27 protein-coding genes and 1 pseudogene are annotated in these 26,992 nt (G+C 57.7%); 12 read left to right on the forward strand and 16 right to left on the reverse strand.

Annotated features, from left to right (window positions below):
- Positions 1-56: 56 nt before the first annotated feature.
- From AC1RN6_RS07760 to AC1RN6_RS07770, 3 genes are read right to left on the reverse strand one after another with little or no spacing between them, the layout of a single operon-like run.
- The gene (locus tag AC1RN6_RS07760) at positions 57-836 is read right to left on the reverse strand and encodes an ABC transporter permease (RefSeq protein WP_493004336.1); all 780 of its coding nucleotides are present in this window, start codon (positions 834-836) and stop codon (positions 57-59) included.
- A gap of 17 nt (positions 837-853) precedes the next feature.
- Positions 854-1,651, reverse strand: coding sequence for an ABC transporter ATP-binding protein (locus AC1RN6_RS07765; RefSeq protein ID WP_493004338.1), 798 nt, complete (start codon positions 1,649-1,651; stop codon positions 854-856).
- Between the two features lie 29 nt (positions 1,652-1,680).
- The gene (locus AC1RN6_RS07770) at positions 1,681-2,724 is read right to left on the reverse strand and encodes an ABC transporter substrate-binding protein (RefSeq protein WP_493004340.1); all 1,044 of its coding nucleotides are present in this window, start codon (positions 2,722-2,724) and stop codon (positions 1,681-1,683) included.
- Positions 2,725-3,540: 816 nt separating this feature from the next.
- Here AC1RN6_RS07770 and AC1RN6_RS07775 point away from each other — a divergent pair.
- Both AC1RN6_RS07775 and AC1RN6_RS07780 read left to right on the forward strand, forming a co-directional pair.
- A complete protein-coding gene (locus tag AC1RN6_RS07775; protein WP_493004342.1) occupies positions 3,541-4,377 on the forward strand; it encodes an outer envelope protein in 837 nt (278 codons plus the stop codon).
- Between the two features lie 469 nt (positions 4,378-4,846).
- Positions 4,847-6,058 carry a urate hydroxylase PuuD gene (locus AC1RN6_RS07780; protein ID WP_493004344.1) on the forward strand — a complete coding sequence of 404 codons (1,212 nt, stop codon included), beginning with the start codon at positions 4,847-4,849 and terminating at the stop codon, positions 6,056-6,058.
- A gap of 83 nt (positions 6,059-6,141) precedes the next feature.
- On the opposite strand, the gene puuE is transcribed toward AC1RN6_RS07780, so the two are convergent.
- The 3 genes from puuE to AC1RN6_RS07795 all read right to left on the reverse strand — a co-directional run bounded on the left by puuE (position 6,142) and on the right by AC1RN6_RS07795 (position 8,170).
- Positions 6,142-7,074 carry an allantoinase PuuE gene (puuE, locus tag AC1RN6_RS07785; protein WP_493004346.1) on the reverse strand — a complete coding sequence of 311 codons (933 nt, stop codon included), beginning with the start codon at positions 7,072-7,074 and terminating at the stop codon, positions 6,142-6,144.
- 64 nt (positions 7,075-7,138) lie between these two features.
- Positions 7,139-7,870: a GntR family transcriptional regulator gene (locus AC1RN6_RS07790; RefSeq protein ID WP_493004348.1), complete on the reverse strand. Its 732-nt coding sequence runs from the start codon at positions 7,868-7,870 to the stop codon at positions 7,139-7,141.
- Between the two features lie 18 nt (positions 7,871-7,888).
- Positions 7,889-8,170, reverse strand: coding sequence for a hypothetical protein (locus AC1RN6_RS07795; protein ID WP_493004350.1), 282 nt, complete (start codon positions 8,168-8,170; stop codon positions 7,889-7,891).
- A 226-nt stretch (positions 8,171-8,396) separates the two neighbouring features.
- Here AC1RN6_RS07795 and AC1RN6_RS07800 point away from each other — a divergent pair, with 226 nt between their 5' ends.
- On the forward strand, positions 8,397-9,665 hold the full coding sequence (locus AC1RN6_RS07800) for a M20/M25/M40 family metallo-hydrolase (RefSeq protein ID WP_493004352.1): 1,269 nt from the start codon (positions 8,397-8,399) through the stop codon (positions 9,663-9,665).
- 87 nt (positions 9,666-9,752) lie between these two features.
- Here AC1RN6_RS07800 and AC1RN6_RS07805 read toward each other — a convergent pair whose 3' ends face one another.
- Together AC1RN6_RS07805 and AC1RN6_RS07810 are read right to left on the reverse strand one after the other, a co-directional pair.
- Positions 9,753-10,190: a hypothetical protein gene (locus AC1RN6_RS07805; protein ID WP_493004354.1), complete on the reverse strand. Its 438-nt coding sequence runs from the start codon at positions 10,188-10,190 to the stop codon at positions 9,753-9,755.
- A gap of 147 nt (positions 10,191-10,337) precedes the next feature.
- Complete coding sequence (locus AC1RN6_RS07810; RefSeq protein WP_493004356.1) at positions 10,338-11,393, reverse strand: adenosine deaminase; 1,056 nt, start codon at positions 11,391-11,393, stop codon at positions 10,338-10,340.
- 345 nt (positions 11,394-11,738) lie between these two features.
- On the opposite strand from AC1RN6_RS07810, the gene AC1RN6_RS07815 reads away from it, so the two are divergent.
- Entirely contained in the window at positions 11,739-12,284 is a 546-nt protein-coding gene (locus AC1RN6_RS07815) for a hypothetical protein (RefSeq protein ID WP_493004358.1), read from the forward strand.
- A 113-nt stretch (positions 12,285-12,397) separates the two neighbouring features.
- Here AC1RN6_RS07815 and AC1RN6_RS07820 read toward each other — a convergent pair whose 3' ends face one another.
- The 6 genes from AC1RN6_RS07820 to AC1RN6_RS07845 form a co-directional block, all read right to left on the reverse strand.
- Positions 12,398-13,126: an amino acid ABC transporter ATP-binding protein gene (locus AC1RN6_RS07820; protein ID WP_050476396.1), complete on the reverse strand. Its 729-nt coding sequence runs from the start codon at positions 13,124-13,126 to the stop codon at positions 12,398-12,400.
- Positions 13,107-13,763: an amino acid ABC transporter permease gene (locus AC1RN6_RS07825; RefSeq protein ID WP_493004360.1), complete on the reverse strand. Its 657-nt coding sequence runs from the start codon at positions 13,761-13,763 to the stop codon at positions 13,107-13,109. The genes AC1RN6_RS07820 and AC1RN6_RS07825 overlap by 20 nt, the downstream gene beginning before the upstream one ends.
- Positions 13,760-14,431 (reverse strand): amino acid ABC transporter permease, encoded by a 672-nt coding sequence (locus AC1RN6_RS07830; protein WP_493004362.1) that lies wholly within the window; start codon positions 14,429-14,431, stop codon positions 13,760-13,762. Before AC1RN6_RS07830 ends, AC1RN6_RS07825 begins: the two co-directional genes overlap by 4 nt.
- Before the next feature lie 185 nt (positions 14,432-14,616).
- A complete protein-coding gene (locus tag AC1RN6_RS07835) occupies positions 14,617-15,399 on the reverse strand; it encodes a transporter substrate-binding domain-containing protein (protein WP_493004744.1) in 783 nt (260 codons plus the stop codon).
- On the reverse strand, positions 15,399-16,190 hold the full coding sequence (locus tag AC1RN6_RS07840; protein WP_493004364.1) for a GntR family transcriptional regulator: 792 nt from the start codon (positions 16,188-16,190) through the stop codon (positions 15,399-15,401). The genes AC1RN6_RS07835 and AC1RN6_RS07840 overlap by 1 nt, the downstream gene beginning before the upstream one ends.
- A 307-nt stretch (positions 16,191-16,497) precedes the next feature.
- A complete protein-coding gene (locus tag AC1RN6_RS07845; protein WP_493004366.1) occupies positions 16,498-17,520 on the reverse strand; it encodes a 5'-nucleotidase in 1,023 nt (340 codons plus the stop codon).
- 281 nt (positions 17,521-17,801) lie between these two features.
- On the opposite strand from AC1RN6_RS07845, the gene AC1RN6_RS07850 reads away from it, so the two are divergent.
- The 6 genes from AC1RN6_RS07850 (at position 17,802) to otnI (ending at position 24,011) form a co-directional block, all read left to right on the forward strand.
- The gene (locus AC1RN6_RS07850) at positions 17,802-18,500 is read left to right on the forward strand and encodes a FadR/GntR family transcriptional regulator (protein WP_493004368.1); all 699 of its coding nucleotides are present in this window, start codon (positions 17,802-17,804) and stop codon (positions 18,498-18,500) included.
- Between the two features lie 89 nt (positions 18,501-18,589).
- On the forward strand, positions 18,590-19,528 hold the full coding sequence (gene ltnD / locus AC1RN6_RS07855) for an L-threonate dehydrogenase (RefSeq protein WP_493004370.1): 939 nt from the start codon (positions 18,590-18,592) through the stop codon (positions 19,526-19,528).
- Positions 19,529-19,566: 38 nt separating this feature from the next.
- Complete coding sequence (gene otnK, locus AC1RN6_RS07860; protein ID WP_493004372.1) at positions 19,567-20,853, forward strand: 3-oxo-tetronate kinase; 1,287 nt, start codon at positions 19,567-19,569, stop codon at positions 20,851-20,853.
- A complete protein-coding gene (otnC, locus tag AC1RN6_RS07865) occupies positions 20,850-21,500 on the forward strand; it encodes a 3-oxo-tetronate 4-phosphate decarboxylase (RefSeq protein ID WP_493004373.1) in 651 nt (216 codons plus the stop codon). Before otnK ends, otnC begins: the two co-directional genes overlap by 4 nt.
- Positions 21,501-21,806: 306 nt before the next feature.
- On the forward strand, positions 21,807-23,126 hold the full coding sequence (locus AC1RN6_RS07870; protein ID WP_493004375.1) for an MFS transporter: 1,320 nt from the start codon (positions 21,807-21,809) through the stop codon (positions 23,124-23,126).
- 78 nt (positions 23,127-23,204) lie between these two features.
- The gene (gene otnI / locus AC1RN6_RS07875; RefSeq protein WP_493004376.1) at positions 23,205-24,011 is read left to right on the forward strand and encodes a 2-oxo-tetronate isomerase; all 807 of its coding nucleotides are present in this window, start codon (positions 23,205-23,207) and stop codon (positions 24,009-24,011) included.
- A 74-nt stretch (positions 24,012-24,085) separates the two neighbouring features.
- Here otnI and AC1RN6_RS07880 read toward each other — a convergent pair whose 3' ends face one another.
- The gene (locus tag AC1RN6_RS07880; RefSeq protein WP_167541852.1) at positions 24,086-24,241 is read right to left on the reverse strand and encodes a hypothetical protein; all 156 of its coding nucleotides are present in this window, start codon (positions 24,239-24,241) and stop codon (positions 24,086-24,088) included.
- Between the two features lie 671 nt (positions 24,242-24,912).
- Here AC1RN6_RS07880 and AC1RN6_RS07885 point away from each other — a divergent pair.
- Both AC1RN6_RS07885 and AC1RN6_RS07890 read left to right on the forward strand, forming a co-directional pair.
- Positions 24,913-25,377: pseudogene (locus AC1RN6_RS07885) on the forward strand (hypothetical protein); the annotation flags it as partial.
- A 21-nt stretch (positions 25,378-25,398) separates the two neighbouring features.
- The gene (locus AC1RN6_RS07890; protein ID WP_493004746.1) at positions 25,399-25,845 is read left to right on the forward strand and encodes a tyrosine-type recombinase/integrase; all 447 of its coding nucleotides are present in this window, start codon (positions 25,399-25,401) and stop codon (positions 25,843-25,845) included.
- A 14-nt stretch (positions 25,846-25,859) separates the two neighbouring features.
- On the opposite strand, the gene AC1RN6_RS07895 is transcribed toward AC1RN6_RS07890, so the two are convergent.
- The gene (locus AC1RN6_RS07895) at positions 25,860-26,822 is read right to left on the reverse strand and encodes a hypothetical protein (protein WP_493004378.1); all 963 of its coding nucleotides are present in this window, start codon (positions 26,820-26,822) and stop codon (positions 25,860-25,862) included.
- Positions 26,823-26,992: the final 170 nt, after the last annotated feature.

Here is a 26,992-nt window from a genome sequence, read left to right on the forward strand (position 1 = left end):
TCTGCGGAATTTACCATAGCCAGATTGTCAACAATCAGGAAAAATCAGGAAAATTATTACTTGTTGCCGCCACGATGCGCCCAACGCGTGGTGCGCTTCTCGATGATCGCAAACAGCTCGTACATCGCCATCGCCATGGCCCCGATGACGACCAGGCCGGCGAAGGCCAGCGGCATCTTCATCGACGAGCCGGCCGACACCAGCAAGTAGCCGATGCCTTCGTTGGAGGCGTTCATTTCCGACACGGTCGAGCCGACGAAAGCCAACGTGATGGCGACCTTCAGCGAGGCGAAGAAATATGGCAGCGAGCGCGGCAAGCCTACCTTGAGCAGAATGTCCATGCGCTTGGCGCCGAGTACGCGCAGTACGTCTTCCAGTTCCGGCTCCAGCGTGGCCAGCCCGGTGGCGATATTGACCATGATCGGGAAGAAGGAGATCAAAAACGCCGTCAGGATCGCCGGACCGGCGCCGATGCCGAACCACACCACCAGCACCGGCACGAAGGCGGCCTTGGGCAGCGCATTGAAGGCGGTCATCAAAGGATAAGCGGCGGCGTACAGCAGCGGCGACGAGCCGATCAGGAAGCCCAGCGACACGCCCACCGCCACGGCAATGGCGAAGCCCACCATGGTCACCCAGAAGGTGCTGATGGCGTGATGCGCAATCGGTCCGGCGAATTCGATCATGGCCTCGATGATCGCCATCGGACTGGGGAAGATGAATTCGGACACTTCCAGCGCGCTGCACAGGAATTGCCAGATCATCAGGATCGCCAGCAGCAATATCCAGGGCGCCAGCGTACGGGCAGCTTTGTTCAGGGAAGAAGGTTTTTTCATGGTCGCCTCAGCAGCTCTCAGGTATTGCGCACGCGGCCGATATGCTCGCGCAACTCGTGCACCAGGGCGTTGAATGGATCGGTATAGGTGAGCTCCAGTTCGCGCGGACGCGGCAGCGGATTTTCCTTGCGCGCCACGATACGGCCGGGGCGTTTGCTCATCACATAAATGGTGTCGGCCAGGAAGGCGGCTTCGCGCAGGTCATGCGTGACCAGGATCACGTTGAATTTGCGCTCGGTCCACAGGTCGCGCAGCACGCACCACAGTTCTTCGCGCGTGAACGCATCGAGCGCGCCGAAGGGCTCGTCCAACAGCAGCATCTTCGGTTCATGGATCAGCGCGCGGCAGATCGAGGCGCGCTGTTGCATGCCCCCCGACAGCTCCCATGGAAACTTGCTGGCGTAACCGTCAAGGCCGACGGTTTTGAGCAGCTTGAGTGCGCGCTCGGTGTATTGCGCCTTGTTCTTCTTGAAGTCGTTGCGATACGGCTCGACGATCTCCAGCGGCAGCAGGACATTGTCGAGCGTGGTGCGCCATGGCAGCAGCGTCGGCGCCTGAAAGGCCATGCCGACGAACTTCAGCGGGCCGGTGACGTCGGCGCCGGCGATGGCGACGCTGCCGCGGGTCGGGCGTTTGAGACCGGTCGCCAGCTTCATGAAGGTCGACTTGCCGCAGCCGGAAGGGCCGACGATGGCGATGAACTCCCCCTGTCTAGTTTGCAGCGAGATATCTTCCACCGCGAACTCGTCGGAACCGTCGTACGACAGGAAGACGCGGCGGAAATCGACGAACGTATCGTCAGCCGTGGCGCTCATGGCTGCTTCTGCAGTTTCAGCTTGCAAGATTATTTCCCGAAAACGTTGAGCGCTTCTTTGGACGGCAGGTAAGCAGCGGTCCAGATCTTGTCCGGGTTGACGCGGGTCTTGGTGCCGTAAGCATCGGACACTTGCGACGCCATCAGGGTCAGGCGCGGCAGGAACACCTGGCCGTAGCCTTCCGACTTGGCATGCGGTGTGGCGATGGCGCTGGAGATCGCCAGCTTGAGGCGGCGCAGTTCCAGCTTTTCGTCGATCAGGCCGTCGCGTTCCTTGAGCACCTTGATGGCTGCTTCAGGATTGGCGAGTACGTCCTTGGTAGCCTTGGCGAAGGCGCGCAGAAAACCCTTGAGCGCTTCCGGATTGGTTTTCATCAGGCTCTCGTTGGCGATGATGGCGTTGCCGTACAGCTTGACGCCGTAGTCGGGGTACATCATGACGTTGATGTCCGAATCCTTGATGCCGCGCGCATTCAGGTTCAGCAGCGAGGTGAAATAGAAACCGGTGATGGCGTCGACGTCGCCACGCGCCAGCATGGTCTCACGCAGCGGCGGATCCATGCTGATCCAGTTGGCTTTGGACGCATCCAGGCCGTTGGCCTTGGCGAAGATAGGATAACCGCGGCGGCCGGCGTCGAACACCGGTGAGCCCAGCTTCTTGCCGACCAGATCGGCCGGGGTCTTGATGCCGGTCTTCTTGAGCGAGAAGATGGCGGAAGGCGTGTCGTTGTAGACCATCATCACGGCCATCGGCTTGCCCGGCGAACTTGGATTGTTGGCGGTGAACTCCATCAGCGCCGCCATGTCGGCGAAGCCCATGTCATAAGTGCCGGACGCCACGCGATTGACCGCATTGCCCGAGCCGCTGCCGGCGTCGATGACGACGTCCAGTTTCTCCTGTGCAAAATAACCTTTCGACTTCGCCACCAGGAACAGCGCCGACGGGCCTTCAAAGCGCCAGTCGAGCTGGAACTTGATCTTGGTTTCCTGTGCGAAGGCGAAGGTGCAGGCAGATGCGCAGGCGGCGCTGAGCAACAAGGCGGCGGTGTACTTGAAGAGTTTCTTGGCGTGCATGGTTGGTTTCCCTTTTTTGATCCGATGATCGGTTGGTTCGACTGGCTTAACACCGTCCCTGATGCTGTCGCCAATGCGTCCGTATTTTGTGAACCGGTTTTCTACAAACGATGTGCTGTGAAAAGCATTTACTGTGCCAAGAACGTCAAATGTGTTCTGCGCGGCGGTGGCGAGCTTGTCGCCGGGGCGATGGGGAGGAAGAGAAAAAGAGGTGCCGTTGTCGACTTTCCGGTGGGTTCTATTTTGTCGACAATCTGAAAAACGTTTTGCAACAATTTGGTGCTTTGCTGCACCTGTCTAGAAGTTATTGCACTAAAAACAGTATTCTTACACGCTTGTAAGCCTTGTAAGGACTGGATAAGGCGCGGATTTCAATTTAGTACTGTCGTTCTTTATCTTGTCGACAATCTGATTGACCGATTTAGCCTTTCGTCGGCGCAGGGCCGACCTCGCATGGTTGCCGGGGCGACTGAATGCCGCAGCTTCCGGGACTGCGCCGGCTTCACTACTAGCGACGGTTATCTGCGTCGCATTCTGTTTTTAATTCCCTCCCGGTTTGTCGACAGTTTTTTCTGCGCGTGTTTTTTGCTGGCACGGCGTTTGCATTAACGAACCCGGCGGATTGAGCTTCGGCAGATGCCGGCGGCAACAAGCCCGACCTTGTTTGAATGGGTGAGCAAATGAAGGAGCGCATGGCGCGTGAAGGCGGATAGCTGGGCAAACGATAAAACGCATGCTCACTGAAGCAAGCCGTCACACGCCGTGTGCATGGGATCCGGATTTTATTTTTTGTGAATTGTAAAAAGGGAGAAACGTATGAAGAAAAGTGCAATGGGGATGTGCTTGACTACTGCAGCGCTGGCTGTGTCAGCCATGGGCAGCATGTCGGCCAACGCGGCTGACTGGGCGGACAATTCGATCGGTATTCGCTACGGCACGCAATTTGCCGAGCCGTTCAACTCGCAAGACATCGCGAAAAAAATCGTCAACTTCACGCATGCCAGTGGTTACAAATATGGCACCAACTATCTGAACGTCGACTTGCTGATGTCGGATAGCAAAGACAACGAATCGCAAGAAGCCTATATCGTCTATCGCCATACGCTGGATATCGGCAAGGTCGCCGGCAAGGATCTCTCTTTCGGCCCTGCACGCGGCTTTGGCCTGACTGCAGGCTTTGACTGGAACACCAAGAATGACCCTGGCTACAGCTCGCGCAAGCGTATGATCGTTGCCGGTCCTACTATCATGATGGACGTGCCGGGCTTCCTGAACATCAGCCTGCTGGCCCTGTGGGAAAGCAATCAGCCGCTGAACAACGGCGTTCGCATGTCCAGCCGCTACTCCTACGACACGCACCCGATGTTGAATGCAGCATGGGGTATCCCATTCGGCACCAGCGGCTTCGCGTTTGAAGGCTATGTGAACTACATCGCCGCCAAGGGCAAGAACGAATTCGGCGGCGGCACTGCTCCTGAACTCAACTTCGACGGCCAGATCATGTACGACGTCGGCATGCCTATGGGCATGGGCAAGAACACTTTCCGCGTCGGCGTGGAATATCAATACTGGCGCAACAAGTTCGGCAATCCTAGCAATGTTCCTGGCTCGCTGGCCAAGACGCCTATGATCCGTGCCGAATATCATTTCTAAATGGTTCTGCAAACGATGCGGTGCGGGCGTCGCGCCGTGTCGTTTTGTTTCGGCAGGTTCTGCCGGAGCTTAAATGCCGGGTCTTCGGATCCGGCTTTTTTATTGGACGAATGGCCTGATAATGGACGCCTTTGCCTCGCCGTTGGCATAAGTTCTGCTCATTGAATATTGGCGGTAAGCCGGTTTGTTTTTGTCAACAAAGCGGATTAAGGTTTGTGATGAATTGGTGCCGATGCTGCACTAATTTTGACGCATTGCACTAAAACAGGTTCTGTGCGGCGCCGTTGCAGGTAAGGCCGGCCCTGGGTGTTGCTACAGTCAGGCAGCGCCATGCAGAGAAAAAAGGCGGTAAAAATTGTCGACAATGATTGTGAAAAATCACTGTCGCCAACTAAACGATATAAATAGTTTTCAGGCGTACAGGAACAGCGGTCCGTCATCGAATTCACGAATTGAAAAGCGGGACAACATGGAAGCGTACATCTTCGACTGGCTCAATCTTTTGCTGCGCTGGCTGCACGTCATCACGGCGATTGCCTGGATAGGTTCGTCGTTTTACTTCGTCTGGCTGGACAACAGCCTGACCAAGCCGGAAGACCCTGAGTTGCTGCAGAAGGGAGTCGGCGGCGAATTGTGGGCGGTGCATGGCGGCGGCTTCTACAATCCGCAAAAATACCTGCTGGCGCCGAAGACGCTGCCGCAGCATCTGCATTGGTTCTTCTGGGAATCGTATAGCACCTGGCTGTCGGGTTTTGCGTTGTTCTCAGTGCTGTATCTGTTCAATGCCGGCACCTTCCTGGTTGACAAGCATGTACTCGACATGACGGCGGCCACGGCGGTGTTTGCCGCACTGGGTTATCTGGTGGCGGGCTGGGTTGTGTATGACGCCATTTGCCGTGTGTTCGGCGACAAGCCGGGCGGCGATCGTGTGGTGGGCATCCTGGTCACGATCTATGTTGTGGCGGCGGTGTGGGTGGCTTGCCACGTGTTTTCCGGACGTGCGGCGTTCCTGATGACGGGCGCATCGCTGGCGACGGTGATGAGCGCCAACGTGCTGTTCTGGATCATTCCCGGCCAGCGCAAGATGGTGGCGTCGATGCGCACCGGCCAGAGCCCCGATCCTATCCACGGCAAGCGCGGCAAGCAACGCAGCGTACACAACACTTACTTCACGCTGCCGGTGATTTTCGCCATGCTGTCGAACCACTACAGCATGACATACAGCGCCGCCAACAACTGGCTGGTGCTGTTGCTGATCATGCTGGCGGGCGTGCTGATCCGGCAGTTCTTCGTGCTCAAGCACAAGGGCGTGTTCAAGTGGCAGTATCCGGCGGCAGCGGTCGTGATCCTGGCCGGCGTGGCCGCGTGGATCGTGCCGAAGTCGGCGTTGCAGCCGGCGCCTGCTGCGGCACAAGGTGTTCCCTCGGTCTCGTTCGCACAGGTGCAGCAAGTCATCGAGACGCGCTGCATCCAGTGCCACGCAGCCAAGCCGACGCTGATGCCAGTGCCGGGCAAGGGCATCCTGCTCGACAGCAAGGACGGGATCCTGCAGCATGCCCAGCAGATTTATCAGCAGGCCGTGGTGCAAAAGGCCATGCCGCTGGGGAACATGACCAATATCACCGACGACGAACGCGCGTTGCTGGGCAAGTGGTTTGAAGCGGGCGCCAAGGGCGAATAGCCGGATACAGAAATGCCGAGAAAGAAAAAGGCTGAACATCATGTTCAGCCTTTTTGTTTTACGCGGAAAGTTTTGCCGGCAGCTTACTTCGCCTGATACGGATGTTCCGCACGCCAGTGATTGGCAATGTCGATGCGGCGGCAGATCCAGACGCGCTCGTGCGACTGCACATAGTCGAGGAAGCGTTGCAGCGCGGCGAAGCGGCCGGGGCGGCCGAGCAGGCGGCAATGCATGCCGATGGACAGCATCTTGGGCGCTTCTTCACCTTCAGCGTACAGCACGTCGAAGCTGTCCTTGAGATATTGGAAAAACTGTTCGCCGGTATTGAAACCCTGCGGCGTAGCGAAGCGCATATCGTTGCTGTCCAGCGTGTACGGCACCACCAGGTGCGGTTGCTCGCTGCCGTCAGCCAGCGCGACCTTGGTCCAGAACGGCAGGTCGTCGCCGTAGTAGTCGGAGTCATACACAAAGCCGCCGTGTTCGACTACCAGCTGACGCGTGTTTGGCGAGTCGCGCCCGGTATACCAGCCTTGCGGACGGACGCCGGTCAGTTTGCGGAAAATCTCGACGGCGGCGCGCATGTGTTCGCGCTCGGTCTCGATGTCCATGTTCTGATAGTGAATCCAGCGCAGGCCGTGGCAGGCGATCTCGTGGCCCAGCTCGACAAAGGCCTGGGTGACGTCGGGATGGCGTTGCAGCGCCATGGCGATGCCGAATACCGTCAGCGGCAGCCGGCGTTTTTCGAATTCGCGCAGGATGCGCCAGACGCCGACGCGCGAACCGTATTCATAGATCGACTCCATCGACAGATGGCGCGCCGGATACGCGGCCGCGCCGATGATCTCCGAGAGAAATTGTTCCGACGCCGGGTCGCCGTGCAGCACCGAATTTTCGCCGCCTTCTTCATAGTTCAGGACAAACTGCACGGCAATTCTGGCCTGGCCCGGCCAGTTGGCGTGAGGGACGTTGCGACCGTAACCGATCAGGTCGCGGGGGTAATTGTCTGCTGGTTGCATGTATTGCATGTGTTCTTTTGTAATGATGAAGACGGTGTCCGTTGATGTTCGCCGGTATCGCCGCTTAAGCGCCTTTGCCCAGCACCGCGCGCAAATCGAAGTGATCGTCGTCGTTGGGACGGACGCGGTCTTCGCATAAGTGCAAATGGTGTGCCATGTGCTCTTGCGCCAATGCGATGTCGCCGCTTTCCAGCGCCGCCAGCACGGTGTCGTGTTCGTCGAAAGAGCAGGCGTTGTGGCCCGGCGCCTCGGTCTTGGCGATCATCAGCGTGGTGCGCGAGACCAGTTTGCGCAGCGTGTCGACCAGCAGAGCGTTGCCGGTCAGCTCCGCCAGCGCCAGGTGGAACTGCGCCGACAGCCGGATCCAGCGCGGACGGTCGCCGGTCAGGTAGGACTGGCGTTCTTCCTCGACCATCTTGCGCATGCCGGCGATCTGGCGCGTGCTGGCTTCGCGGCCGACTTTGTCGAGCACGGCGTATTCGATGATGTTGCGCAGCTCGAACATATCTTTCACCTCGGTGTTCGACGGGCTGGCGATAAAGGCGCCGCGGTTGGCTTCCAGATCGACCATGCCTTCCGTGGCCAGGCGCGACAGCACCTTGCGCACGGTGTGGCGGGCGGTATCGTAAATCTGGCACAAGACCTGCTCAGTGAGCTTGGTGCGCGGCGGCAGGCGATGTTCCATGATGGCGTCGTAGATGTCCTGGTAAATGCGTTCTTCTACCGCCGGCGACTGATCGCGGACCGCGGTTTGCGAGGCCAGGAAGGAGCGGGATGTCTTGGTTGATTTGGTCATGGCTGTTTGAGAATGACATCAATGAGATAAGAGGATGCTGCCGTCACGGAATGCAGAGCAGGAGTCGTACCGGCGTGCCGAATTGTCGACAATTAGTAAATTGATTCGCGACAATTTGGTGAGTGCGTGCACCAGAATTGACGGCTTCAGGCTGCGCTTGCACCACAACGCAGTGGCAAGCCGAAGACTTGTTGCAGCGCAATCGGCCGCAACATCCCGTACGGCGACAATCTTCAGCGCGTGTTGGTGGTGCCGAAGCTGTGATTCTTTATTGTCGACAATTGTTTGCTGGTTTTTCATCAGAAATTGCTTATGCGTTTTGACGATTCTTTTTCATCTTATGCAAGAACCGTACTTGCTGCGCTGTTTTTGTTCTTCAGTACGCTGAGGATTGCTGCCAAAGGTGCGCCACCATGCGTGGCGTAAGTCTTCTACAATGATTCATTGCTCATGCGGGGCGGCGCGCTTTGCCGCTGGTCCTGACTGAGTACCGCATTTTTATCGTTTATCTTCACAGGTCCCCCTTATGTCGTCATCTTCAGCCTCTCTGAATTCCCTGGTTATTCCTTTTCTCGATAAAGAACGCGACGCCCAGGCGCGTTTCCTGCAGGAACTGGTGCGCGTGCCCTCGGACAATCCTGCCGGCGATTGCGCCGCCCACGGCGTGCGTGCAAAACAGCTGCTTGAAGAACTGGGTTTTGAAGTGGAGGCGCATGTCGTCCCCGACGCACTGGTCAAAGCCAACGGCATGATCTCGGCCACCAACCTGATTGTGCGCAAGCGCTTCGGCAGCGGCGGACCCACCATCGCCATGAATGCGCACGGCGACGTGGTGCCGCCAGGTCTTGGCTGGAGCAAGGATCCTTACGGCGGTGAAATCGTGCAGGATGCCGAACACGGTCCGGTCATGTACGGCCGCGGCGTGGCAGTGTCGAAGTCGGATTTCGCCACCTACACCTGGGCGCTGCTGGCGTTGATCGCGGCAGAAAAACAAGGCGTCGCGTTGAACGGTGCGATTGAGTTGCAGTTCACCTACGATGAAGAAGCCGGCGGCGATATCGGCCCGAAGTGGATACTGGAACAAGGCCTGAGCAAACCGGACTATGCGGTCTCGGCCGGCTTCGCCTACGGCATCACCTCTGCCCACAACGGTTGCCTGCATCTGGAAGTTACGGTCAAGGGCAAGCAGGCGCATGCCGCCATGCCGCATACCGGCATCGACGCGATTGAAGCCGCCACCGGCATCCTGCAAGCCTTGTACGCGTATCGCGCTGAACTGGCGAAGAAGAAATCCAAGGTCACCGGCATCAATCATGCAACGCTGAACGTCGGCCTGATCAAGGGCGGCATCAATACCAACGTGGTCCCCGACCTGGCGACGTTCCGCCTCGACCGCCGCATGATTCCGGAAGAGGCGGGCTTCGATGCCGAGGGCGATCTGCGCCGCGTGATCGATGCCGCTGCTGCGAATTATCCGGGCATTGAAATCAGCGTGCAGCGCATCCTGCTGGCGGAACCGCTGGCCGAGTTGCCGGGCGTGGAAAAACTGATCGCCGCGTTCCAGCGCAATGCAGAAGCGGTGCTGGGCGAACCGGTGGCCGCACATGGCGTGCCGCTGTACACCGACGCGCGCCACTACACCAAGCAGGGAATCCCGACGATTCTGTACGGCGCCGGACCGCGCACGCTGATGGAAGCGCGCGGCCACAACTCGGACGAGAACCTGCGTCTGGATGATCTGCTGAAGGCGACCAAAGTTGTGACGCTGGCTCTGGGGGAGTTGCTGCAAGCCTGATTGCTGCATACGCTGAGGACATAAAAAAACCTGCCGTCTTTAAACGGCAGGTTTTTTATTGAGCTGAGAAATCAGCTTGATCAGTAATTACTTCTGGACGGTGTCGGCCTTGCGGTTGGCGACGTCGACATCACGCTTGACGTGATCGGCTTCCAAGGCAGTGGCGTCATTGACGGTCTTGCTGGCGTCTTTCTTTTCCTGATGCTTGGCCTGACGGCGCACCGCGTCTGCCTTTTTTGCATCCTTCAGATCGCCGCTCTTTACATCGGCGTTTTCCACCTTCTGAGCGATCTCGCGTTTTGCTTCATCCTTGTTCAGTGCCTTCACGTCCTTGTGCACGGCCTTGCGGTCTTGCTTGATCGCCTTGGTATCGTTATGGACCTCGGCCTTGTCGATCTGCACCTGAGTCGGTGCGGAAGCTACCGGCGCCGAAGGCGGTGCAACGACATTTTGTGCTGTTTGTGCAAACACCGGCAGGGTAACAGCGGAGAGAATCAGAGTAGCGATCAGTGCATTCGATTTCATGATGGATCCTTAATTAAGTTGCAGAACCGGCCTTTTTATCGGGCCTTGCTGCTATTAACGATCCGTATCGTGAAGCGACGACGTCAATTTGTTTCAAATCATGCAAGCTTTGTAAGCAATCGTTGCTTGCATGATTGATCCGTTTCCCTATGCGTGCGCCGCGCCGAATTCTTCCACTTCCTTCATCAGGCGCGCCTTGTCGGCAGCCGGCAGGAAGCTGGCCTCGACGCCGTTGCGCGCCAGTTGCAGCAGCTCTGCGCGCGTGAGCGTCAGCGAGGCGGCGATCGCCAGATAGTTGGCGGTCATGTAGCCGCCGAAGTAGGCCGGATCATCCGAGTTGACCGTCACCGCCAGACCGGCGCGCAACATGCGGGCGATGTTGTGCTCGGCCATGTCGTCGACCACGCACAGTTTGAGGTTGGACAGCGGACAGACGGTCAGCGGCATTTTTTCATCGATCAGGCGTTGCATCAGCGCCGGATCTTCTTCGCTGCGCACGCCATGATCGATGCGTTCGACCTTGAGCACGTCGAGTGCGCCGATGACGTATTCCGGCGGACCTTCTTCGCCGGCGTGGGCGACCAGATGGAAGCCGAGTTCCTTGCAGCGCGCGAACACGCGGGAGAATTTCTCCGGCGGGTTGCCGCGTTCGGAGGAGTCCAGTCCGATGCCGATCCACAGGTCCTTGTAGAGATCGCGCAGGGGCAAGGCGGCGTCCAGCGTGGCGAAGGCGTCTTCTTCCGACAGATGGCGCAGGAAAGACATGATCATGGCGCTGGAGAAGCCGTGCTGGTCGCGTGCTGCGCGCAGGGCGCGGGCGATGCCGGCAAATACGACGTCAATGCCGATACCGCGTTCGGTGTGCGTCTGCGGATCGAAAAATATTTCGGCATGGCGGACATTATCGGCGCGTGCGCGCTCGATGTAGGCCATGGTCATGTCGTAGAAGTCCTGTTCGGTGCGCAGCACGTTGGCGCCTGCGTAGTACAGGTCGAGGAAGGATTGCAGATCGGTGAAAGCGTAGGCTGCGCGCAATGCTTCGACCGAGGCGTAGGGCAGGTCGACCTTGTTGCGTTGCGCCAGGGCAAACAGCAGTTCCGGCTCCAGCGTGCCTTCGATGTGCAGATGCAGCTCGGTTTTGGGCAGCGCTTCGATGAAAGCACGCATGTCTGCAGAGAGGCTTGGGGTGGCGGGGGAATTCATGGCTGGCCTTTGTATTGAACTGAAACGAATGAACTGACTGATGGCGTATTTTCTCAGAAAAGTGGAAAAGAACTAAAAAATCCGCCGCTTGCAAAACTAAATCGAGTACGCGTGGACTAAGTTTCGGCGATGCAGAAGATAAAAGCGTAAAGATTTCGTGAAATCCTTCGCATCGCTGGATTTGCATGTTTTAATGCTGTGCCGTCAATGGGGCGAGAGCTGCTGACAAAACTTTGATGGCAAGGCGCTGACGCAGACAGTATGAAGATACCTCAGTGAAGTAGAACCGGAAGAAGCAACGCCGCCAGCGGCGTCTTGTTAGTAGCGCTAAGTGCGAAATCAGGTATGAAAAAGATAATTGCAACGACGATGACATGCAGCATGCTGGCAGGAGCGGGGATCACGCTCTCCGGCTGCTCTCTGATGTTCTGGAAAAAAAAGGAAGACCCGGCGCTGGTGCCGTTCTCGACGATACCGAGCGGCTCCTACCAGAGCTTTGTCAAGAATTGGGATGAGAAGGAGCAGCCGGTGCTGTGCGCCCTGATCCGCTCTTCCAACGAATGGAACTACTGGTTCCAGCCCGCGGCTGTGATGCGTCAGAAGAATGCGCTGGCGCCATCGGCGGAGTATTTTGAAACACGCCAGCTGATGCTGGCCACACGCATCATTCAGGCCCCCGATGCTGCCGAGCGCGGCCAGATATTCACCGCCGAAAAGGTGACGATGAAGGGCGGCGTACTGAAGCTGGATTATCGCTTCGTCCGTCCGGCCTCAGGCGCCACTTACCAGATCAAGGACTTCCTGCTGGTGGAGATTCCAAAAGAACGCTATACCACCGGGCCAGTGCAGTTTGTCGAGAATGGCCGCAAGGTGTGCGAGATTTCGCGCTGATCGCTTTTTGATTCCGGCGTAGTCAATGAAAAAAGCCTGAGTGGAAAACACTCAGGCTTTTTTGTTTTCAACGACCGCCATCACGGCTTGTTGATGGCGTCAGCAGCAAAGACTCAATGCGTCATGCCGATGAATTGCTGCAGCTCCGGTGTTTTCGGGTTGGTGAACAATTCTTCCGGCGGTCCGATTTCGTGGACTTTGCCTTGATGCATGAAGACCACGCGGTCGCAGACCTCGCGGGCAAAGCGCATTTCGTGCGTGACCATCAACAGCGTCATGCCGTCATCCGCCAGGCTGCGCACTACTGCCAGCACTTCGTTGACCAGCTCAGGATCGAGCGCCGAAGTGATTTCGTCGCACAGCAGGGCTTGCGGCTGCATGCTCAGTGCGCGGGCAATCGCCACGCGTTGCTGCTGGCCGCCCGACAGTTGCTCGGGAAAGGCATCGAACTTCATGCCCAGACCGACGCGCTCCAGATTCTTCTTGGCCAGTTCGCGGGCTTCCGCTTCCGGCATGCCCTTGACGATCATCGGCGAGATCATCACGTTGCGGCCCACGCTCAGATGCGGGAACAGATTGAACTGCTGGAAGATCATGCCGACCTTCAGGCGCAGCGTCTTGAGTTCCAGTTCGCTTTGCCCGAGATAGGCGCCGGCGACGCTGATGGAACCTTCGTCGATGGTTTCCAGGCCGTTGATACAGCGCAGCAGGGTGCTCTTACCGGAACCGCTCTTGCCGATAATGGCGATGACTTCCCCGGCTTCGACCGACAGGCGAATGCCCTTGAGCACTTCGTTGTCGCCGTAGCGTTTTTTGACATCCTCAATGGCGATGAGCGGCATTGAATTTCCTTTCCAAAAATTGGCTGTACTTCGACAGCGGCCAGCACAGGGCAAAGTAAAAAAGTCCGACAACGGCAAACACGGTGAACGGCGCGAACGTGGCGTTGGTGATCACGGTGCCGGCCTTCGACAGTTCGACGAAGCCGATGATCGAAGTCACCGCGGTGCCCTTGATGATCTGCACGCCGAAGCCGACGGTAGGTGGAATCGCGATGCGCAGCGCCTGCGGCAGGATGATGTGGCGCATCTGCTGCATGTGGCCCATGGCCAGCACCGAGGATGCTTCCCACTGGCCGCGCGGAATCGCCTCCACGCAACCGCGCCAGATTTCAGCGAGGAAGGAAGCGCTCCACAAGGTCAGCGCCAGGCCGGCGGCGAGCCAGGCCGGAACTTCCATGCCGAACAAGGCCAGTCCGAAGAAGATCAGGAACAGCTGCATCAGCAGCGGCGTGCCCTGGAAGATCTCGATATACAGCTGAGCAGTGCGGCGCAGGACGGGGCGTTTGGAGATGCGCATGAACAGGATGATCATGCCCACGACACCGCCGAGCAGGAAGGTCGCCAGCGACAGCAGTACTGTCCAGCGGCCTGCCAGCAGCAGGTTGCGAACGATATCCCATAAGGTAAAGGAAATCATGAAGCCCTCCGCGCAAAGATGAACTTGTTGCCGATCAGGCGCAGGAACTGGCGCAGCAGAATCGCCATCACCAGATACACGGCGGTCGCGATGAAGTACGCTTCAAAGGCGCGGAAGTTGCGGCCCTGAATGAAGTTGGCGGCGAAGGACAACTCTTCCACAGCGATCTGCGAACACACCGCCGAACCCAGCATCACGATCACGATCTGGCTCGACAGCGCCGGCCAGATTTTTTGCAGTGCCGGACGCAGGATGATGTGACGAAACGCCTGGAGACGCGACATCGACAAGCTCAGCGCCGCTTCCATCTGCCCGCGTGAAATGGCGTTGACGCCGGCGCGGATGATTTCGGTGCTGTAAGCGCCAAGGTTGATCACCATGGTCAGAATCGCCGCCTGCATTTCGCTGATCTGTATCCCCAGACTCGGCAAGCCGAAGAAGATGAAGAACAGCTGGACCAGAAAGGGCGTGTTGCGTATGAGCTCGACGTAGGCGCTCACGATGGGCTTGAGCCATCGCGGTCCCTGCGTGCGCGCCCAGGCTCCGAAGATGCCGACGGCAATGCCAATGACGCCGCCGACGGCGATCAGCTCGATCGTCGTCAGCACGCCTTTGACCAGCACGTCGGTATAGTCGAACGTCGCCAGGAAATCAAAGTGATAGGCCATGTGGTTTCATTTTCTGAAAATGGTGGTCAGCGTTGAATCACTTGGAATCAAAAGCCACTGGGTCCGGTGTTGACCGGGGGCTTCTTGCTGTTTTGTTGCGGCTGTTTCTGTTTGTTGCTCAGCAAGTTTTGAGCCATCCTCGCTCGTCCCGGCGTCTGCCGGGACCCAGTGTCGTGACAAAGCAATTACAGGTTTGCTGGCAGCGGCAGACCCAGCCATTTGACTGTCAGCGCACTCAGTTCGCCGTCTTTCTTGATTTCAGCGAGGATGGCGTTGACCTTGTCCTGCAATTTCTTCTCGTCCTTGTTCAAGCCGATGAAGCATGGCGAATCCTTGATCAGGAACTTGGTTTCAGGCTTCTTCGGCGGGTTCTTGGCGATGATGGCGGCAGCGATCACGTTGCCGGTCGCGACCAGTTGCACCTGATTCGACAGGAAGGAGCTGATGGTGCCGTTGTTGTCTTCATAGCGCTTGACGGTGGCGCTGGCGGGGATGATCTTCGACAGTTCCAGATCTTCCACCGAGCCGCGGGTCACGCCGATGGTCTTGCCCGCCAGGTCAGCAGGGCCGCTGACTTTTTGATCGGCAGGACCGAACACGCCGTTGAAGAACGGTGCATAGGCGGCAGTGAAGTCGATCACTTTTTCGCGCTCTGCATTCTTGCCCATGCTGGAGATGACCAGATCGACTTTCTTGGTTTGCAGGTAAGGCACGCGGTTGGCGCTGGTGACGGGGATCAGGTCAACCTTGACGCCCAGCTTCTTGGCGATCAGCGTTGCGACGTCGATGTCCAGGCCTTGTGGCTTGAGGTCGGCAGTGACCGAGCCGAATGGCGGAAAATCTTGCGGCACGGCGACGCGCAACACGCCCGCTTTTTGGATGTCGTCCAGTGCGTCGGCACGTGCAGCGGAAGCGGAAATCAGCAGTGCGCCAGCCATCAGGCCCAGCAAAAGTTTCGAGAGTTTCATCATGATTCTCCAGGTTGAGATGAAGTGAAGGAAATGACTTTGGTTTTTTTACCGGATCGCGAAGCGGCTTTCTTCGGCTTCACGGGTGCTGCAAAAGAGTTGCCTACGGCGGACACGGGCGCCAGCGCCTGACGCAAGGATCCCAGCGGATCATTGACGCTGACCTTGTTGAGGCCGGCCTCGACGTGTTGCAGGTGGTCGTGCATGAGTTGTTCGGCGGCGGCCAGATCGCCGCGCTCCAGGGCGGCGACGATGTGCACGTGTTCAGCGCAGGAGTCTTCGGCCTGTTCCGAGGATTGATGCAGCATGGCGGTCAGCGTGGTGCGCGCGGTCAGGTCGCGCAGGGTATCGGACAGCAGTGTGTTGCCGAGACATTCGCACAGCGCGACGTGGAAGTCGCCTAGCAAGTAGCTGCGGGCGCCGATGTCGTCGCCTTCAATGGCGGCTTGCTCGCGCTGGATGTGATCACGCAGTTGCTCGATCGCGGACTTGGTGATCGGACGTGCATGGCGCAGCAGGCCGAGTTCGATCACGCGGCGTGCTTCGAAGGCTTCGCGTGCATCGCTCGGTGTCGGCTCGATCACGAACCAGCCGCGCCGGGCGCTGACCGTGACGATGCCGCGCGTGACGAGGCGAGTCAGCGCTTCACGCACCAGCGTGCGGCTGACGCCGAACAATTCGGACAATTGCTGCTCGCCCAGGCGCGTGCCGGGGGCAAGCTGCTTGGCGAGGATCGCTTCCATGATGCGGCTGGCGATCTGAATTGAAGATTTGATGGCGTCTGTGCTCATATCCCCACTACAGCAATATGCGTGCCATGTATGCCAATCTGATATACAAGATTGACGTACAGAAAGACGCGGCACATCGGCAGAGTGAGAGCAGCATCGGAAGCGCACCTCAAGGCTGGTTAGCCGCGGTGGCGTGCGCCACGCGGGGTGTTGCGGCGATTCAGTTTGGCATGGAGATGATCACCGGAATGGTGCATCTTGTATACCAGTTCCCGATAAAGGAGCGTTTTCGGTGGCGAAAAGCACACCGCCCGCAGCCGGTGAGGGCGGCGGGCGGCGACAGTTTTCTTCTATACAGAAGGCGGATTTAGTTTTTTGAGGTTTCCAGCGACGCCGTGTTGTCGGTGCTGTCAGTGTTTTCAGCGCCTTCGGCTTTCCCGGCCGACAAGGCCGGCGGTTTGGCGGCGGGCTTGCGCGCCGAGCGGCCGCTCAGGGCGCCGCCTTCATACGGCACGCGGCCGGACGGCACCACGGCGGACGCCAGTTGCACATGGCCTTCCTGATCGTCAAAGAACATGTGTGCGCCAAACGCGTGCAACACGTCCGCTTTGGGCAAGCCGCCGAGGAAGAAGGCTTCGTCGACCGTCACATTCCAGGTGCGCAGCGTGTGGATCACGCGCTTGTGCGCCGGGCTGTTGCGGGCGGTGACGATGGCGATGCGCACCGGGCAGGTGGCCGGCGTGAATTGCTTCTGGATTTCCGACAGGGCGAACAGCAGCTTGGCCAGCGGGCCTTCTTTCATGGCCTTGTTGCGGTGGCGCTGCTCGTGGCGCACAAAGGCTTCCAGGCCTTTTTCGGCATAGATGCGTTCCGACTCGGGCGAGAACAGTACGGCGTCGCCGTCGAAGGCAATACGGATCTGGTTTTCCGGCGGGATGTAATTGGTCGGTGCGGTATACAACTGTGCGGCTGCGACGCCGCCGTTGATGGCGTCCTGTACGTCGTCCTGATCGCGGGACAGAAACAGGTCGATCTTGAAGGCTTCCAGATAGTGCACGATCGGCTCGCCGCCGGTGAAGGCTGCACGGCTGATGTCGAGCTTGTGCGCTTCGATGGCGTTGAAGGCGCGCAGGCCGGTGTCGGGCGTATTGCGCGAGATAACCACCACTTCCACCAGGCGGCGGCCGGGAATCAGGTGGTTCAGCTTGAGCAGCGCCTTGACCAGGGGGAAGGCGGTGCCGGGCAGCAGCGGGTCGTTCTCGTGTTCGCGCTGGTAGGCGGTATAGGCTTCCACGCCTTCGTTGTCGAAGATGGCGTTTTCGTGTTCGAGATCGAACAGCGCGCGCGATGAAATGCCGATGACCAGCATGCCGGAAAGATCGTAAGCCATGTTTATATAACCAGTGATGGACTGCAGAATTTGATCTGTGAAGTGTGCCACAGATGCGATTTTCGCCCTAGTTATGTAGTGATTTGATCCCATGCAGGATCGGCATGATGCGCCTTCGCGTTCGCTCCATCGCGCATTTGTGCGCTATCTCCGTCAAAACACAGCATATTGCTTTCATCTTTGATAAATATTGCTGAAAAGTATTTTGTAGCGACAGATTGCATCGCGCTACATAAATTTGTATGATGACCGGATAACTTATCAAAAACGACGAGACATTCATGTTCCAAAAGATTCCGGTGCAGGCGCTCAGCGATACGGTAGCGCGGCAATTGCTGGAGAAAATCGATCTGGGCGCGTTCCCCCGCGGCGGCAAATTGCCGACCGAGGCGGTGCTGGCGCAGGAATTCGGCGTCAGCCGCACGGTGGTCCGCGAAGCGATTTCCCGGCTCAAGCATGAAGGCGTGGTCGAGCCGCGCCAGGGCAGCGGCGTGTTCGTCACCGAGCAGGCCGGTATCAAGCCGCTGCGCATCGATTACACCGAAACCAGTTCGCCCGAAGCGGTCTTGCAGATCGTCGAGCTGCGCCGCGCCATCGAAGCTGAAGTGGCGGCGCAGGCCGCCAAGCGCCGCACCGATGCCGACATGGTCGCCATCGACAACGCCTTGGCGCGCATCGGTACGGACGTGAAAGAAGGCGGCGACGGCGTTGCCGCTGACGTCGCATTTCACCGCGCGCTGGCGACGGCGACGCGCAATCCGTATTTCATCAAGACGCTGGAATTTCTCAGCCAGTATCTGGAAGCGGCCACCACCGTCACGCGCGGCAACGAAGCGCGGCGTGACGACTTCTCGCGCCAGGTGCGCGAAGAGCACGAAGCCATCGTCGCCGCGATTCGCGCCGGCGACGAGATGGCGGCGCGCGCAGCAGCGCAGACCCACATGTTCAATGCGGCCCGGCGATTGAGCCAGGCAGGGTAGCAAAGAGAAATACTCGCAGCAAGAATCTCAGTAAAACTCGCAGTAAAAATTTCAACCAGGCGCAGCGTGCCGGATCCCGAGCTCAGAGATTGAGTGATCCACAGCCCACGCCGCCGCAATCAGTGGAGTCGACGATGTCTAAAAATGTTGGTGTGATCGGTCTGGGAGCAATGGGTCTGGGCGTCGCACGCTCGCTGCTGCGCGCAGGTTTCAACGTGCATGCCTGCGACGTGCGCAAGGAAGTGCTGGACAAATTTGCTGCCGAAGGCGGCGTCGCCTGCGCCAATCCTGCCGAGATGGGCAAGGCCGTCGACGTCGTGATCACGCTGGTGGTCAACGCCGCGCAGACAGAGACGGTGCTGTTCGGCGAGAACGGCGCCGCAGCGACATTGAAGGCGGGCAGCGTGGTGATTTCCAGCGCGACGGTCGCACCGGATTTTTCGATTGCCTTGGGTCAGCGTCTCGCTGAAAAAGGTTTGCTCATGCTGGACGCGCCGGTGTCGGGGGGCGCCGCGCGCGCCGCATCGGGCGAGATGACGATGATGACTTCCGGTCCGGCCGACGTCTACGCCAAGATCGAAGATGTGTTGAAGGGCATGGCCGGCAAGGTCTATCGACTGGGCGACACCCACGGCATCGGTTCCAAGGTCAAGATCATCAATCAGCTGCTGGCCGGCGTCCATATCGCCGCCTCGGCGGAAGCCATGGCGCTGGGTCTGCGCGAAGGCGTCAATCCGGATGCACTGTATGAAGTCATCACGCACAGCGCCGGCAATTCGTGGATGTTTGAAAACCGCGTGCCGCATATCCTCAACGGCGATTACACACCGCTGTCGGCGGTCGATATCTTCGTCAAGGATCTGGGCCTGGTGCTCGATACCGCACGCCGCAGCAAATTCCCGCTGCCGCTGTCGGCCGCTGCGCATCAGATGTTCATGATGGCCTCGACTGCAGGTCATGGCGGCGAAGATGATTCGGCCGTGATCAAAATTTTCCCGGGCATCGATTTGCCGCCGCAGAAACAGTAAGTACAGTAAATCCAGTAAAAGCAATACAGGAGTTGACCATGTCTCAAGCCAAACCACTACTCGGCTGCATCGCCGACGACTTCACCGGCGCCACCGACCTTGCCAACATGCTGGTGCGCGGCGGCATGCGCACCGTGCAAACCATCGGCATCCCCGAGCAGATGCCCGCCGTCGAAGCCGATGCGCTGGTGATCGCGCTCAAGTCGCGCACCATTCCTGCCGCTGAAGCGGTGGAGCAATCGCTGGCCGCATTGCGCTGGTTGCAGCAACAGGGCTGCACGCAATTTTTCTTCAAGTATTGCTCGACCTTTGACTCTACCGACGCCGGCAACATCGGCCAGGTGACCGATGCGCTGTTGAAAGAACTGGGCGCCGACTTCACCATCGCCTGCCCGGCCTTCCCGGAAAACGGCCGCACCATTTATCGCGGCTACCTGTTTGTCGCCGACGCACTGCTGAACGAATCGGGCATGGAGAATCATCCGCTCACGCCGATGACCGATGCCAATCTCGTGCGCGTGCTGCAGCGCCAGACCGAATCCAAGGTTGGCCTGGTGCGTTACGACACGGTGGCCAAGGATGCTGCCGCTGTCACCGAACGCTTCACTGCATTGCGCACAGATGGCGTGAAGATGGCCATCGCCGACGCCGTGTCGGATCGCGATTTGTACGTGTTGGGCGAAGCATGCGCTGAGCTGAAACTGGTCACCGGCGGTTCGGGCATTGCGCTCGGCTTGCCTGAGAATTTCCGCCGCGCAGGATTGCTGCATGCGGCAGGCGAAGCGGCGCAGCTGCCGAAGGTTGGCGGCTTGTCGGTAGTGTTGGCCGGCAGCGCATCGAAGGCGACCAATGCACAGGTCGCCGAATGGAAATCGAAACATCCGGCTTACCGTATCGACCCGCTGGCCCTGGCCCGCGGCGAAGCGATCGTGGCGCAGGCGCTGGCGTTTGCCGATGAGCACATCAAGCAAGAGCCAGTGCTGATTTATGCCACCGCGACACCGGACGAAGTGAAGGCCGTGCAAAAAGAACTCGGCGTGGCCAAAGCCGGCCATCTGGTGGAACAGGCACTGGCCGACATCGCCAAGGGTTTGCGCGAACGCGGCGTGCGCCAGTTCGTGGTGGCCGGCGGCGAAACCTCCGGCGCCGTGGTGCAGGCACTCGACGTGCGCGCATTGCGCATTGGACCGCAGATCGATCCGGGTGTGCCGGCGACGGCCACGCTCGATGAGCAACCGCTGGCGCTGGCGCTGAAGTCGGGTAACTTCGGCGGCGTCGATTTCTTCGAGAAGGCCTTGCGCTTCCTCGGCGGAGCCAAGCAATGAGCATCAGCGAGGAAAGCCAACTGCGCGAAGAAATCTGCCGCACCGGCGCCAGCCTCTATCAACGTGGCTACACCGTCGGTTCCGCCGGCAATATCAGCGCGCGTCTGCCGCATGGCGAAGGTTGGCTGATCACGCCGACCGACGCCTGCCTCGGTTATCTCGACCCGGCGAGCATCGCCAAGGTCGATGCGGGCGGCAACTGGGTGTCGGGCGGCAAACCGTCCAAGACGCTGGCGCTGCATCGCATGGTCTACGACAACAATCCGGAGATGCACGGCGTCGTTCACACGCACTCGACTTATCTGGTCAACCTGACCATCAAGGGCGTGTGGTCGCAGGACGATGTGCTGCCGCCGATCACGCCGTATTACGTGATGAAGGTCGGCCATATTCCGCTGATTTCCTATCGCCGTCCGGGCGATCCGGCAGTGGCGGAGCAGGTCAAACAACTCGCCAACAAGGTGCGCGGCGTACTGCTTGAACGGCTCGGTCCGGTAGTGTGGGAAAGCTCGGTATCCAAGGCGGCATATGCCCTGGAAGAACTGGAAGAAACCGCCAAGCTATGGCAGTTGGCCGGCGGGAATGTCGCGCCTCTGGATGAGGCTGCGCTGCAAGAGTTGCGCGAGGTGTTCAACGCGCGCTGGTAGCGCAGACAGCGCACTTTGCACCGATAGCGATGGTGTTTATTCGCTGAATTTCGGTCTCAATAAAAACAACAGACAACAGGATGCGGACACCGGATTTTTCCGGCGTCCAGCGGCAGCTTTATCTTTTTTTAGCCAGCAGCTTTGCGCCAGCCGATTTTTAGTTTCAAGCGTCCGACTTTTTGGTGGGATGCGCATGTCAGTTTTCAGATTGCCTGCTCGCTTTTCGTTACAGCAGGCGCCTTAAAACCAATGGCCGTTGGAGCGGCCTTATTCACATACTCAACATAAACAGGAGATTGTCGTAGCATGACTGCATCAACCACACTAGGAACCGTATCGGGTTCCAGCGCCAACGAACAAGAAAAGAACCGGGTCTACGCCAAAGTATTCTGGCGCATCATGCCTTTCCTCATGCTGTGCTACGTCATCGCGTATCTGGATCGCGTGAACGTCGGCTTTGCCAAGCTGCAAATGTCGGTCGACCTCGGCTTCAGCGAAACCGTTTTCGGTCTCGGCGCCGGCGTGTTCTTCATCGGCTACTTCCTGTTCGAAGTGCCAAGCAACATCCTGATGCACAAGGTCGGCGCGCGCGTCTGGATCGCCCGCATCATGATCACCTGGGGCATCCTGTCGGCGGCCTTCATGTATGTTGAAACGCCGATGCAGTTCTATGTGCTGCGCTTCCTGCTCGGCCTGGCCGAAGCCGGCTTTTATCCCGGCATCATCCTGTACCTGACGTATTGGTATCCGTCGCATCGCCGCGCCAAGGTGATCGCCGTGTTCATGTCGGGCATTCCGGTTGCCGGCATTCTCGGCAATCCGCTGTCGGGCTGGATCATGGACGCCTTCCACGGCACCACCGGCATGCACGGCTGGCAATGGATGTTCGTCATCGAAGCGATTCCTGCGGTGCTGATCGGTCTGGCGACACTGGCGTATCTGGACAACGGCATCGCCAAGGCAAAGTGGCTGAGCGACGATGAAAAGAAACTGTTGGACGACGAAATCGCCGCCGACCAGCACGGTAAGGAAAGTGTGCATTCTTTCGCAGACATCGTCGGCGACAAGCGCGTATGGCTGATGTGCCTGATCTATTTCTGCTTCGTCATGGGCCAATACGGTCTGACGCTGTGGATGCCGACTCTGGTGAAGGCCACCGGCGTGACCGGCAACCTGCACATCGGTCTGCTGAGCGCGATTCCTTTTGGTTGCGCGATCATTGCGATGAACCTGATCGGCCGTAGCGCCGACGCGCGCCGTGAACGCCGCTGGCATCTGATCGTGCCGGCCATGATGGGTGCGGTCGGCTTCGTGGGCGCCGCTCTGTTTGCAGACAACACGGCAATCTCGATTGCATCGCTGTCGCTGGCCGCTGCCGGCGTGCTGACTTGCGCACCGCTGTTCTGGTCGCTGCCGACTTCCTTCCTGTCCGGCGCTGCTGCCGCGGTCGGCATCGCCGCCATCAATTCGGTCGGCAATCTGGCAGGTTTCGTCAGCCCGTATCTGATCGGTTATTTGAAGGATCTGACGCACAACGGCGCGACCGGCATGTACATGCTGGCGATCATGCTGGTGATCGGTTCTGCCGCCGTGTTAAAAACTTCACCAAAACTGGTCAACAAGTAACCAATAAGTAACTGTTGCGAGTAAGCTTACCGGCGCGCATCCGAACAAGGTGCGCGCCTTCATTCCAAGGAGATCACGATGCTGCGCTTTGCCGCCAACCTGAGCATGATGTACAACGAACATGCTTTCCTCGATCGCTTCGCCGCTGCCGCCAAAGATGGTTTCAGCGGCGTTGAGTTTTTGTTTCCGTATGATTTTCAGCCGGAAGAAATCAAGTCGCGTCTCGATGCGCACGGACTGACGCAAGCGCTGTTTAACGCACCGCCGGGCGACTGGGCTGCCGGCGAGCGCGGCATCGCTTCCCTGCCGGGACGCGAAGATGAATTCAAACGCAGCATCGAGACTGCGCTGAAATACACCGAAGTCATCGGCAACAAGACGCTGCACGTAATGGCCGGCCTGATCCGTCCCGAGCAGGACCGCGCCAAGCATCGCGCCGTCTATATGGACAATCTGTCGTACGCCGCGCACCACGCCGATCTGGCTGGCGTGACCGTGGTGATCGAGCCGATCAACACGCGCAACATTCCGGGCTTCTTCCTCAATCGCCAGGACGACGCGCAAGCCATCTGCGCAGAGATCGGCGCAGAAAATCTCAAGGTGCAGTTCGACTGCTACCACTGCCAGATCGTCGAAGGCGACGTTGCCGTCAAGCTCAAGCGCGACATGGCCGGCGTCGGCCACATCCAGATCGCCGGCGTGCCGGAACGTCATGAGCCTGATATCGGCGAGCTGAACTATCCGTATCTGCTCAAGCTGATCGATTCGCTGGGCTACAAGGGATGGATCGGTTGCGAGTACGTACCGGCAGCAGCGACCTCGGACGGGCTGGGCTGGTTGAAAGCATTGGCTGAGCAGGGACTGACAGAACTCAAGCCGCGCTGATTCAGGCGGATCCAAAAAAAAAAGCGGAGCGACCTCTCAAAGGCGCTCCGCTTTTTTTCATTATTGTTCGTCGCTTACCGCTCGTCAGGTTTGACCTGTGCGGTGACGCTATGTTTGGTATGGCATTTGATGCAGGTCGCGTAATGCCAGATGGCGCTCACGGGAATCTTGTAGCCGCTCTTGAGGCCACAAGGGCCGCAGACCAGCTGGCCTTGCTCGGGGATGTTCATGGTGTGTTACTGCGTGATGATGGTTGCTCAAAGTCGCGGAGCCGTCCTGTGGGAAGTTAATGACAAATCAAGTAAATACATTAACCAGAGACAACAGTTCACAGACTGAGGTCGATTTTACTCTTGATTGGGAAAGCCTGCCGGAAGGGGAGATATTTGCTGATTTGCGTAGAAAACTGATCAACCTCTAGGACACAATTCTGCTTATGAGAAAAAGTCGGGGGATCGGAGTGATCTACGTGGCATGACCGGGCATTATTCAACGCTGGCGCTTTCGGCGCTGATCAATTGAAGAGGGGGAGTTCTACGAGAAAATCGACACAGTCACATCTTTCTCGTTTAGTAAACGCTGACAGCGTTGTTTCGCGACAAACAGGTATTTCCTTTTTGCTGAGGCAAGTAGCAATCTCGACGGACATGAAGTCGGCGCGTCGGCGCAAAAGATAATCTCGCTGAACCTTATTGGCTCACGAGAACAATTGTTTTCTATTTGTTATATACAAAAATAATAGTTGAGCGTGGAAAAAATTTTCTGTTTCATAAGAATTATCCAATTGCTACGCTTAAACCCCGGCATATTCTCTTTTCACCTCTACCATTTATGTCTGCTTTGACAGACAGCTATCAAAGTATTGTCGAATTGATCGACGGCTTATCTAGTGGATGGTGGAATGCGATTGAAACGGATTGATGGTCTTCTGGCGCTGTGCGCCCTGATGGGACTCAGTGGCTGCAGCTCGGTCTTGACTGAAGGTAGTACCGCGGGAGCTGGTGTTGCTGGCGCGGTGCTGGCCAGCAAGGTGACCAAGAATGCTGCAGTGGCGACCGGGATCGGCCTTGGTGTGCAGGCCGCAGCGCGTGCGGGCCTGCAATATGAGCAGCGCAAGATACACGGAGAAGAACAGGACAGCATCGCCAAGGCCGCTGGTGAGCTGGCGGTGGGGGCCGTCACTAAATGGCAGGTCAAGCATTCTCTGCCAATCGAGGACAGCTTGCGTGGTCGTGTCACAGTCAGTCGCATCATCAGCACCAAAGAAATGAACTGCAAGGAAATTGTGTTCTCCGTCGATGGCCTGGTGGGAGAACTTAACAATCCGGATAGCGAGTTTTATGTCGCCACCGTCTGTCATGCCGGCCATCCCACCGTCCAAGATGCGATGGATCTAGCGCTGTACACAGGCCAACGGCCTGCGGACGTACTGAAAATCCGTCGGACGGATATCGTGGATGGGGCCATTCAGGTGTCACAAAACAAAACAGGGAAGAAGTTAAGAATTAAAATTGAGGGGGCACTTGAAGAGGTTATTTCGCGCATCCTTGGGAAATCTCGAGATGAAAGAAATCCGGCTTTATTGCAAGATCCGAATGGCAGCCATATGACATATGCGGCTATGAGATCGAGATTTGACAATGCCAGGAAGCAGGCGGATGTGAATTTTCAGTTTCGTGATCTACGAGCGAAGGCTGCTACGGACACCGGCGATCTCGCTCATGCGCAACGATTGTTGGGCCATAGGAATCGTTCTACAACTGAAATTTATACTAGATCTAGGCTTGGCGAAATTGTCCGGCCTTTACATAGGACGATGAAGAAGGAAGGGTGATCTAGTGCCGTAACTCAGAAGAATGGGGTTTCTTTTAGGCCTGATCCAGAAACTCGGATGTTGATTCCATATTTTTGGCTCACGTCGGTAACCAGATCAGCGAACCAAAGCGGCGCTTGGGGCGACACATATACGTTATGAATAAGGGTCTGCAGGTCGCAGGATACGACCTTGCCACGCTCAGTTGAGTTGTGACCCCTAAGGATCACGCGGACTTCTTTCTCATGTTCGAAAGACTTACGTTTTCTCCAAAAAGAATCATTAATACCGGCGAAAGATTTACTGTAGTCGATGTACTTTACTCGCCCAATTTTCATATGAGGGTTGCGACCTAAAGATTCGTATAGACTGCCAAAGGTTGTTTGTATCGCGACTGCATTAGCAAGAAAGCTCGAATAAAGCCGCCACATTGCTTCTGACTCATGTTCATTCTCGTGCCAGCAACTAACGAAAGTTTCCTTTTGGGCACGAATGCCTGCCTGTTCAAGATCCTTTATAAATCCTTCCGCTCTTTCGGTGATTTGTGCCGGTGTAAGAGTCTGTGGGTGACCAGCGGGCGGATTGGACATCGCGTTTCTAAAGAACTCAGTATAAAAAGCATCCCATTTTGCTTTATTGCTCTTGTTTCCTTTCGCCCCTTCGTAGTGGTCTTCGAAGCAATCTGCTCTGTTGAAATAGAGTGACTGAGATTGCAGCAAGCTCACAAATTTTGTGAAGTCCATGTATCGCCATAGCTTGGTATCAGCGCTTGGACGTTCGTAGGGGCGCCGTTCATAGAGATATGTCGCCGCGAGTTCAACGAGCTGACTGGAGCATTTTGTGCAGACATAGCAAGGTGCGCCTGAGGCGTCATAGCCTTGGTAGGTGAATTCCTGGTCTCGAAATTCGACGTTGCATGTGCTGCAATTGTCGTGGTTCTCTTCGATGAGTCTCAGCAAGTCATCTGACGTGCGGCCCGTTTGAGTCAGTTGAGACATTGAGTTCTCCTGGCGGATGGTATTTTTTATTCGCTCGGAACAGGATGGCTGCATCGTTCTGACTTTTTCGCAGCTAACATGTTGTGCGAAACATTATCTTCCAGGTCGGTCGATTGGGAGAGGGCGATAAGCATTGTGAGCTTCGTTGATATTTAGAATAAATATCAAAA

Source organism: Herbaspirillum sp. GW822-FHT03A08, assembly GCF_058801885.1.

Bases quoted from the DNA above. Each gene is read 5' to 3' on its own strand.
- AC1RN6_RS07760 (WP_493004336.1), bottom strand. From the start codon at position 836: ATGAAAAAACCTTCTTCCCTGAACAAAGCTGCCCGTACGCTGGCGCCC.
- AC1RN6_RS07765 (WP_493004338.1), bottom strand. From the start codon at position 1,651: ATGAGCGCCACGGCTGACGATACGTTCGTCGATTTCCGCCGCGTCTTC.
- AC1RN6_RS07770 (WP_493004340.1), bottom strand. From the start codon at position 2,724: ATGCACGCCAAGAAACTCTTCAAGTACACCGCCGCCTTGTTGCTCAGC.
- AC1RN6_RS07775 (WP_493004342.1), top strand. From the start codon at position 3,541: ATGAAGAAAAGTGCAATGGGGATGTGCTTGACTACTGCAGCGCTGGCT.
- AC1RN6_RS07780 (WP_493004344.1), top strand. From the start codon at position 4,847: ATGGAAGCGTACATCTTCGACTGGCTCAATCTTTTGCTGCGCTGGCTG.
- puuE (WP_493004346.1), bottom strand. From the start codon at position 7,074: ATGCAACCAGCAGACAATTACCCCCGCGACCTGATCGGTTACGGTCGC.
- AC1RN6_RS07790 (WP_493004348.1), bottom strand. From the start codon at position 7,870: ATGACCAAATCAACCAAGACATCCCGCTCCTTCCTGGCCTCGCAAACC.
- AC1RN6_RS07795 (WP_493004350.1), bottom strand. From the start codon at position 8,170: ATGAAAAACCAGCAAACAATTGTCGACAATAAAGAATCACAGCTTCGG.
- AC1RN6_RS07800 (WP_493004352.1), top strand. From the start codon at position 8,397: ATGTCGTCATCTTCAGCCTCTCTGAATTCCCTGGTTATTCCTTTTCTC.
- AC1RN6_RS07805 (WP_493004354.1), bottom strand. From the start codon at position 10,190: ATGAAATCGAATGCACTGATCGCTACTCTGATTCTCTCCGCTGTTACC.
- AC1RN6_RS07810 (WP_493004356.1), bottom strand. From the start codon at position 11,393: ATGAATTCCCCCGCCACCCCAAGCCTCTCTGCAGACATGCGTGCTTTC.
- AC1RN6_RS07815 (WP_493004358.1), top strand. From the start codon at position 11,739: ATGAAAAAGATAATTGCAACGACGATGACATGCAGCATGCTGGCAGGA.
- AC1RN6_RS07820 (WP_050476396.1), bottom strand. From the start codon at position 13,126: ATGCCGCTCATCGCCATTGAGGATGTCAAAAAACGCTACGGCGACAAC.
- AC1RN6_RS07825 (WP_493004360.1), bottom strand. From the start codon at position 13,763: ATGATTTCCTTTACCTTATGGGATATCGTTCGCAACCTGCTGCTGGCA.
- AC1RN6_RS07830 (WP_493004362.1), bottom strand. From the start codon at position 14,431: ATGGCCTATCACTTTGATTTCCTGGCGACGTTCGACTATACCGACGTG.
- AC1RN6_RS07835 (WP_493004744.1), bottom strand. From the start codon at position 15,399: ATGAAACTCTCGAAACTTTTGCTGGGCCTGATGGCTGGCGCACTGCTG.
- AC1RN6_RS07840 (WP_493004364.1), bottom strand. From the start codon at position 16,190: ATGAGCACAGACGCCATCAAATCTTCAATTCAGATCGCCAGCCGCATC.
- AC1RN6_RS07845 (WP_493004366.1), bottom strand. From the start codon at position 17,520: ATGGCTTACGATCTTTCCGGCATGCTGGTCATCGGCATTTCATCGCGC.
- AC1RN6_RS07850 (WP_493004368.1), top strand. From the start codon at position 17,802: ATGTTCCAAAAGATTCCGGTGCAGGCGCTCAGCGATACGGTAGCGCGG.
- otnK (WP_493004372.1), top strand. From the start codon at position 19,567: ATGTCTCAAGCCAAACCACTACTCGGCTGCATCGCCGACGACTTCACC.
- otnC (WP_493004373.1), top strand. From the start codon at position 20,850: ATGAGCATCAGCGAGGAAAGCCAACTGCGCGAAGAAATCTGCCGCACC.
- AC1RN6_RS07870 (WP_493004375.1), top strand. From the start codon at position 21,807: ATGACTGCATCAACCACACTAGGAACCGTATCGGGTTCCAGCGCCAAC.
- otnI (WP_493004376.1), top strand. From the start codon at position 23,205: ATGCTGCGCTTTGCCGCCAACCTGAGCATGATGTACAACGAACATGCT.
- AC1RN6_RS07880 (WP_167541852.1), bottom strand. From the start codon at position 24,241: ATGAACATCCCCGAGCAAGGCCAGCTGGTCTGCGGCCCTTGTGGCCTC.
- AC1RN6_RS07890 (WP_493004746.1), top strand. From the start codon at position 25,399: ATGGATCTAGCGCTGTACACAGGCCAACGGCCTGCGGACGTACTGAAA.
- AC1RN6_RS07895 (WP_493004378.1), bottom strand. From the start codon at position 26,822: ATGTCTCAACTGACTCAAACGGGCCGCACGTCAGATGACTTGCTGAGA.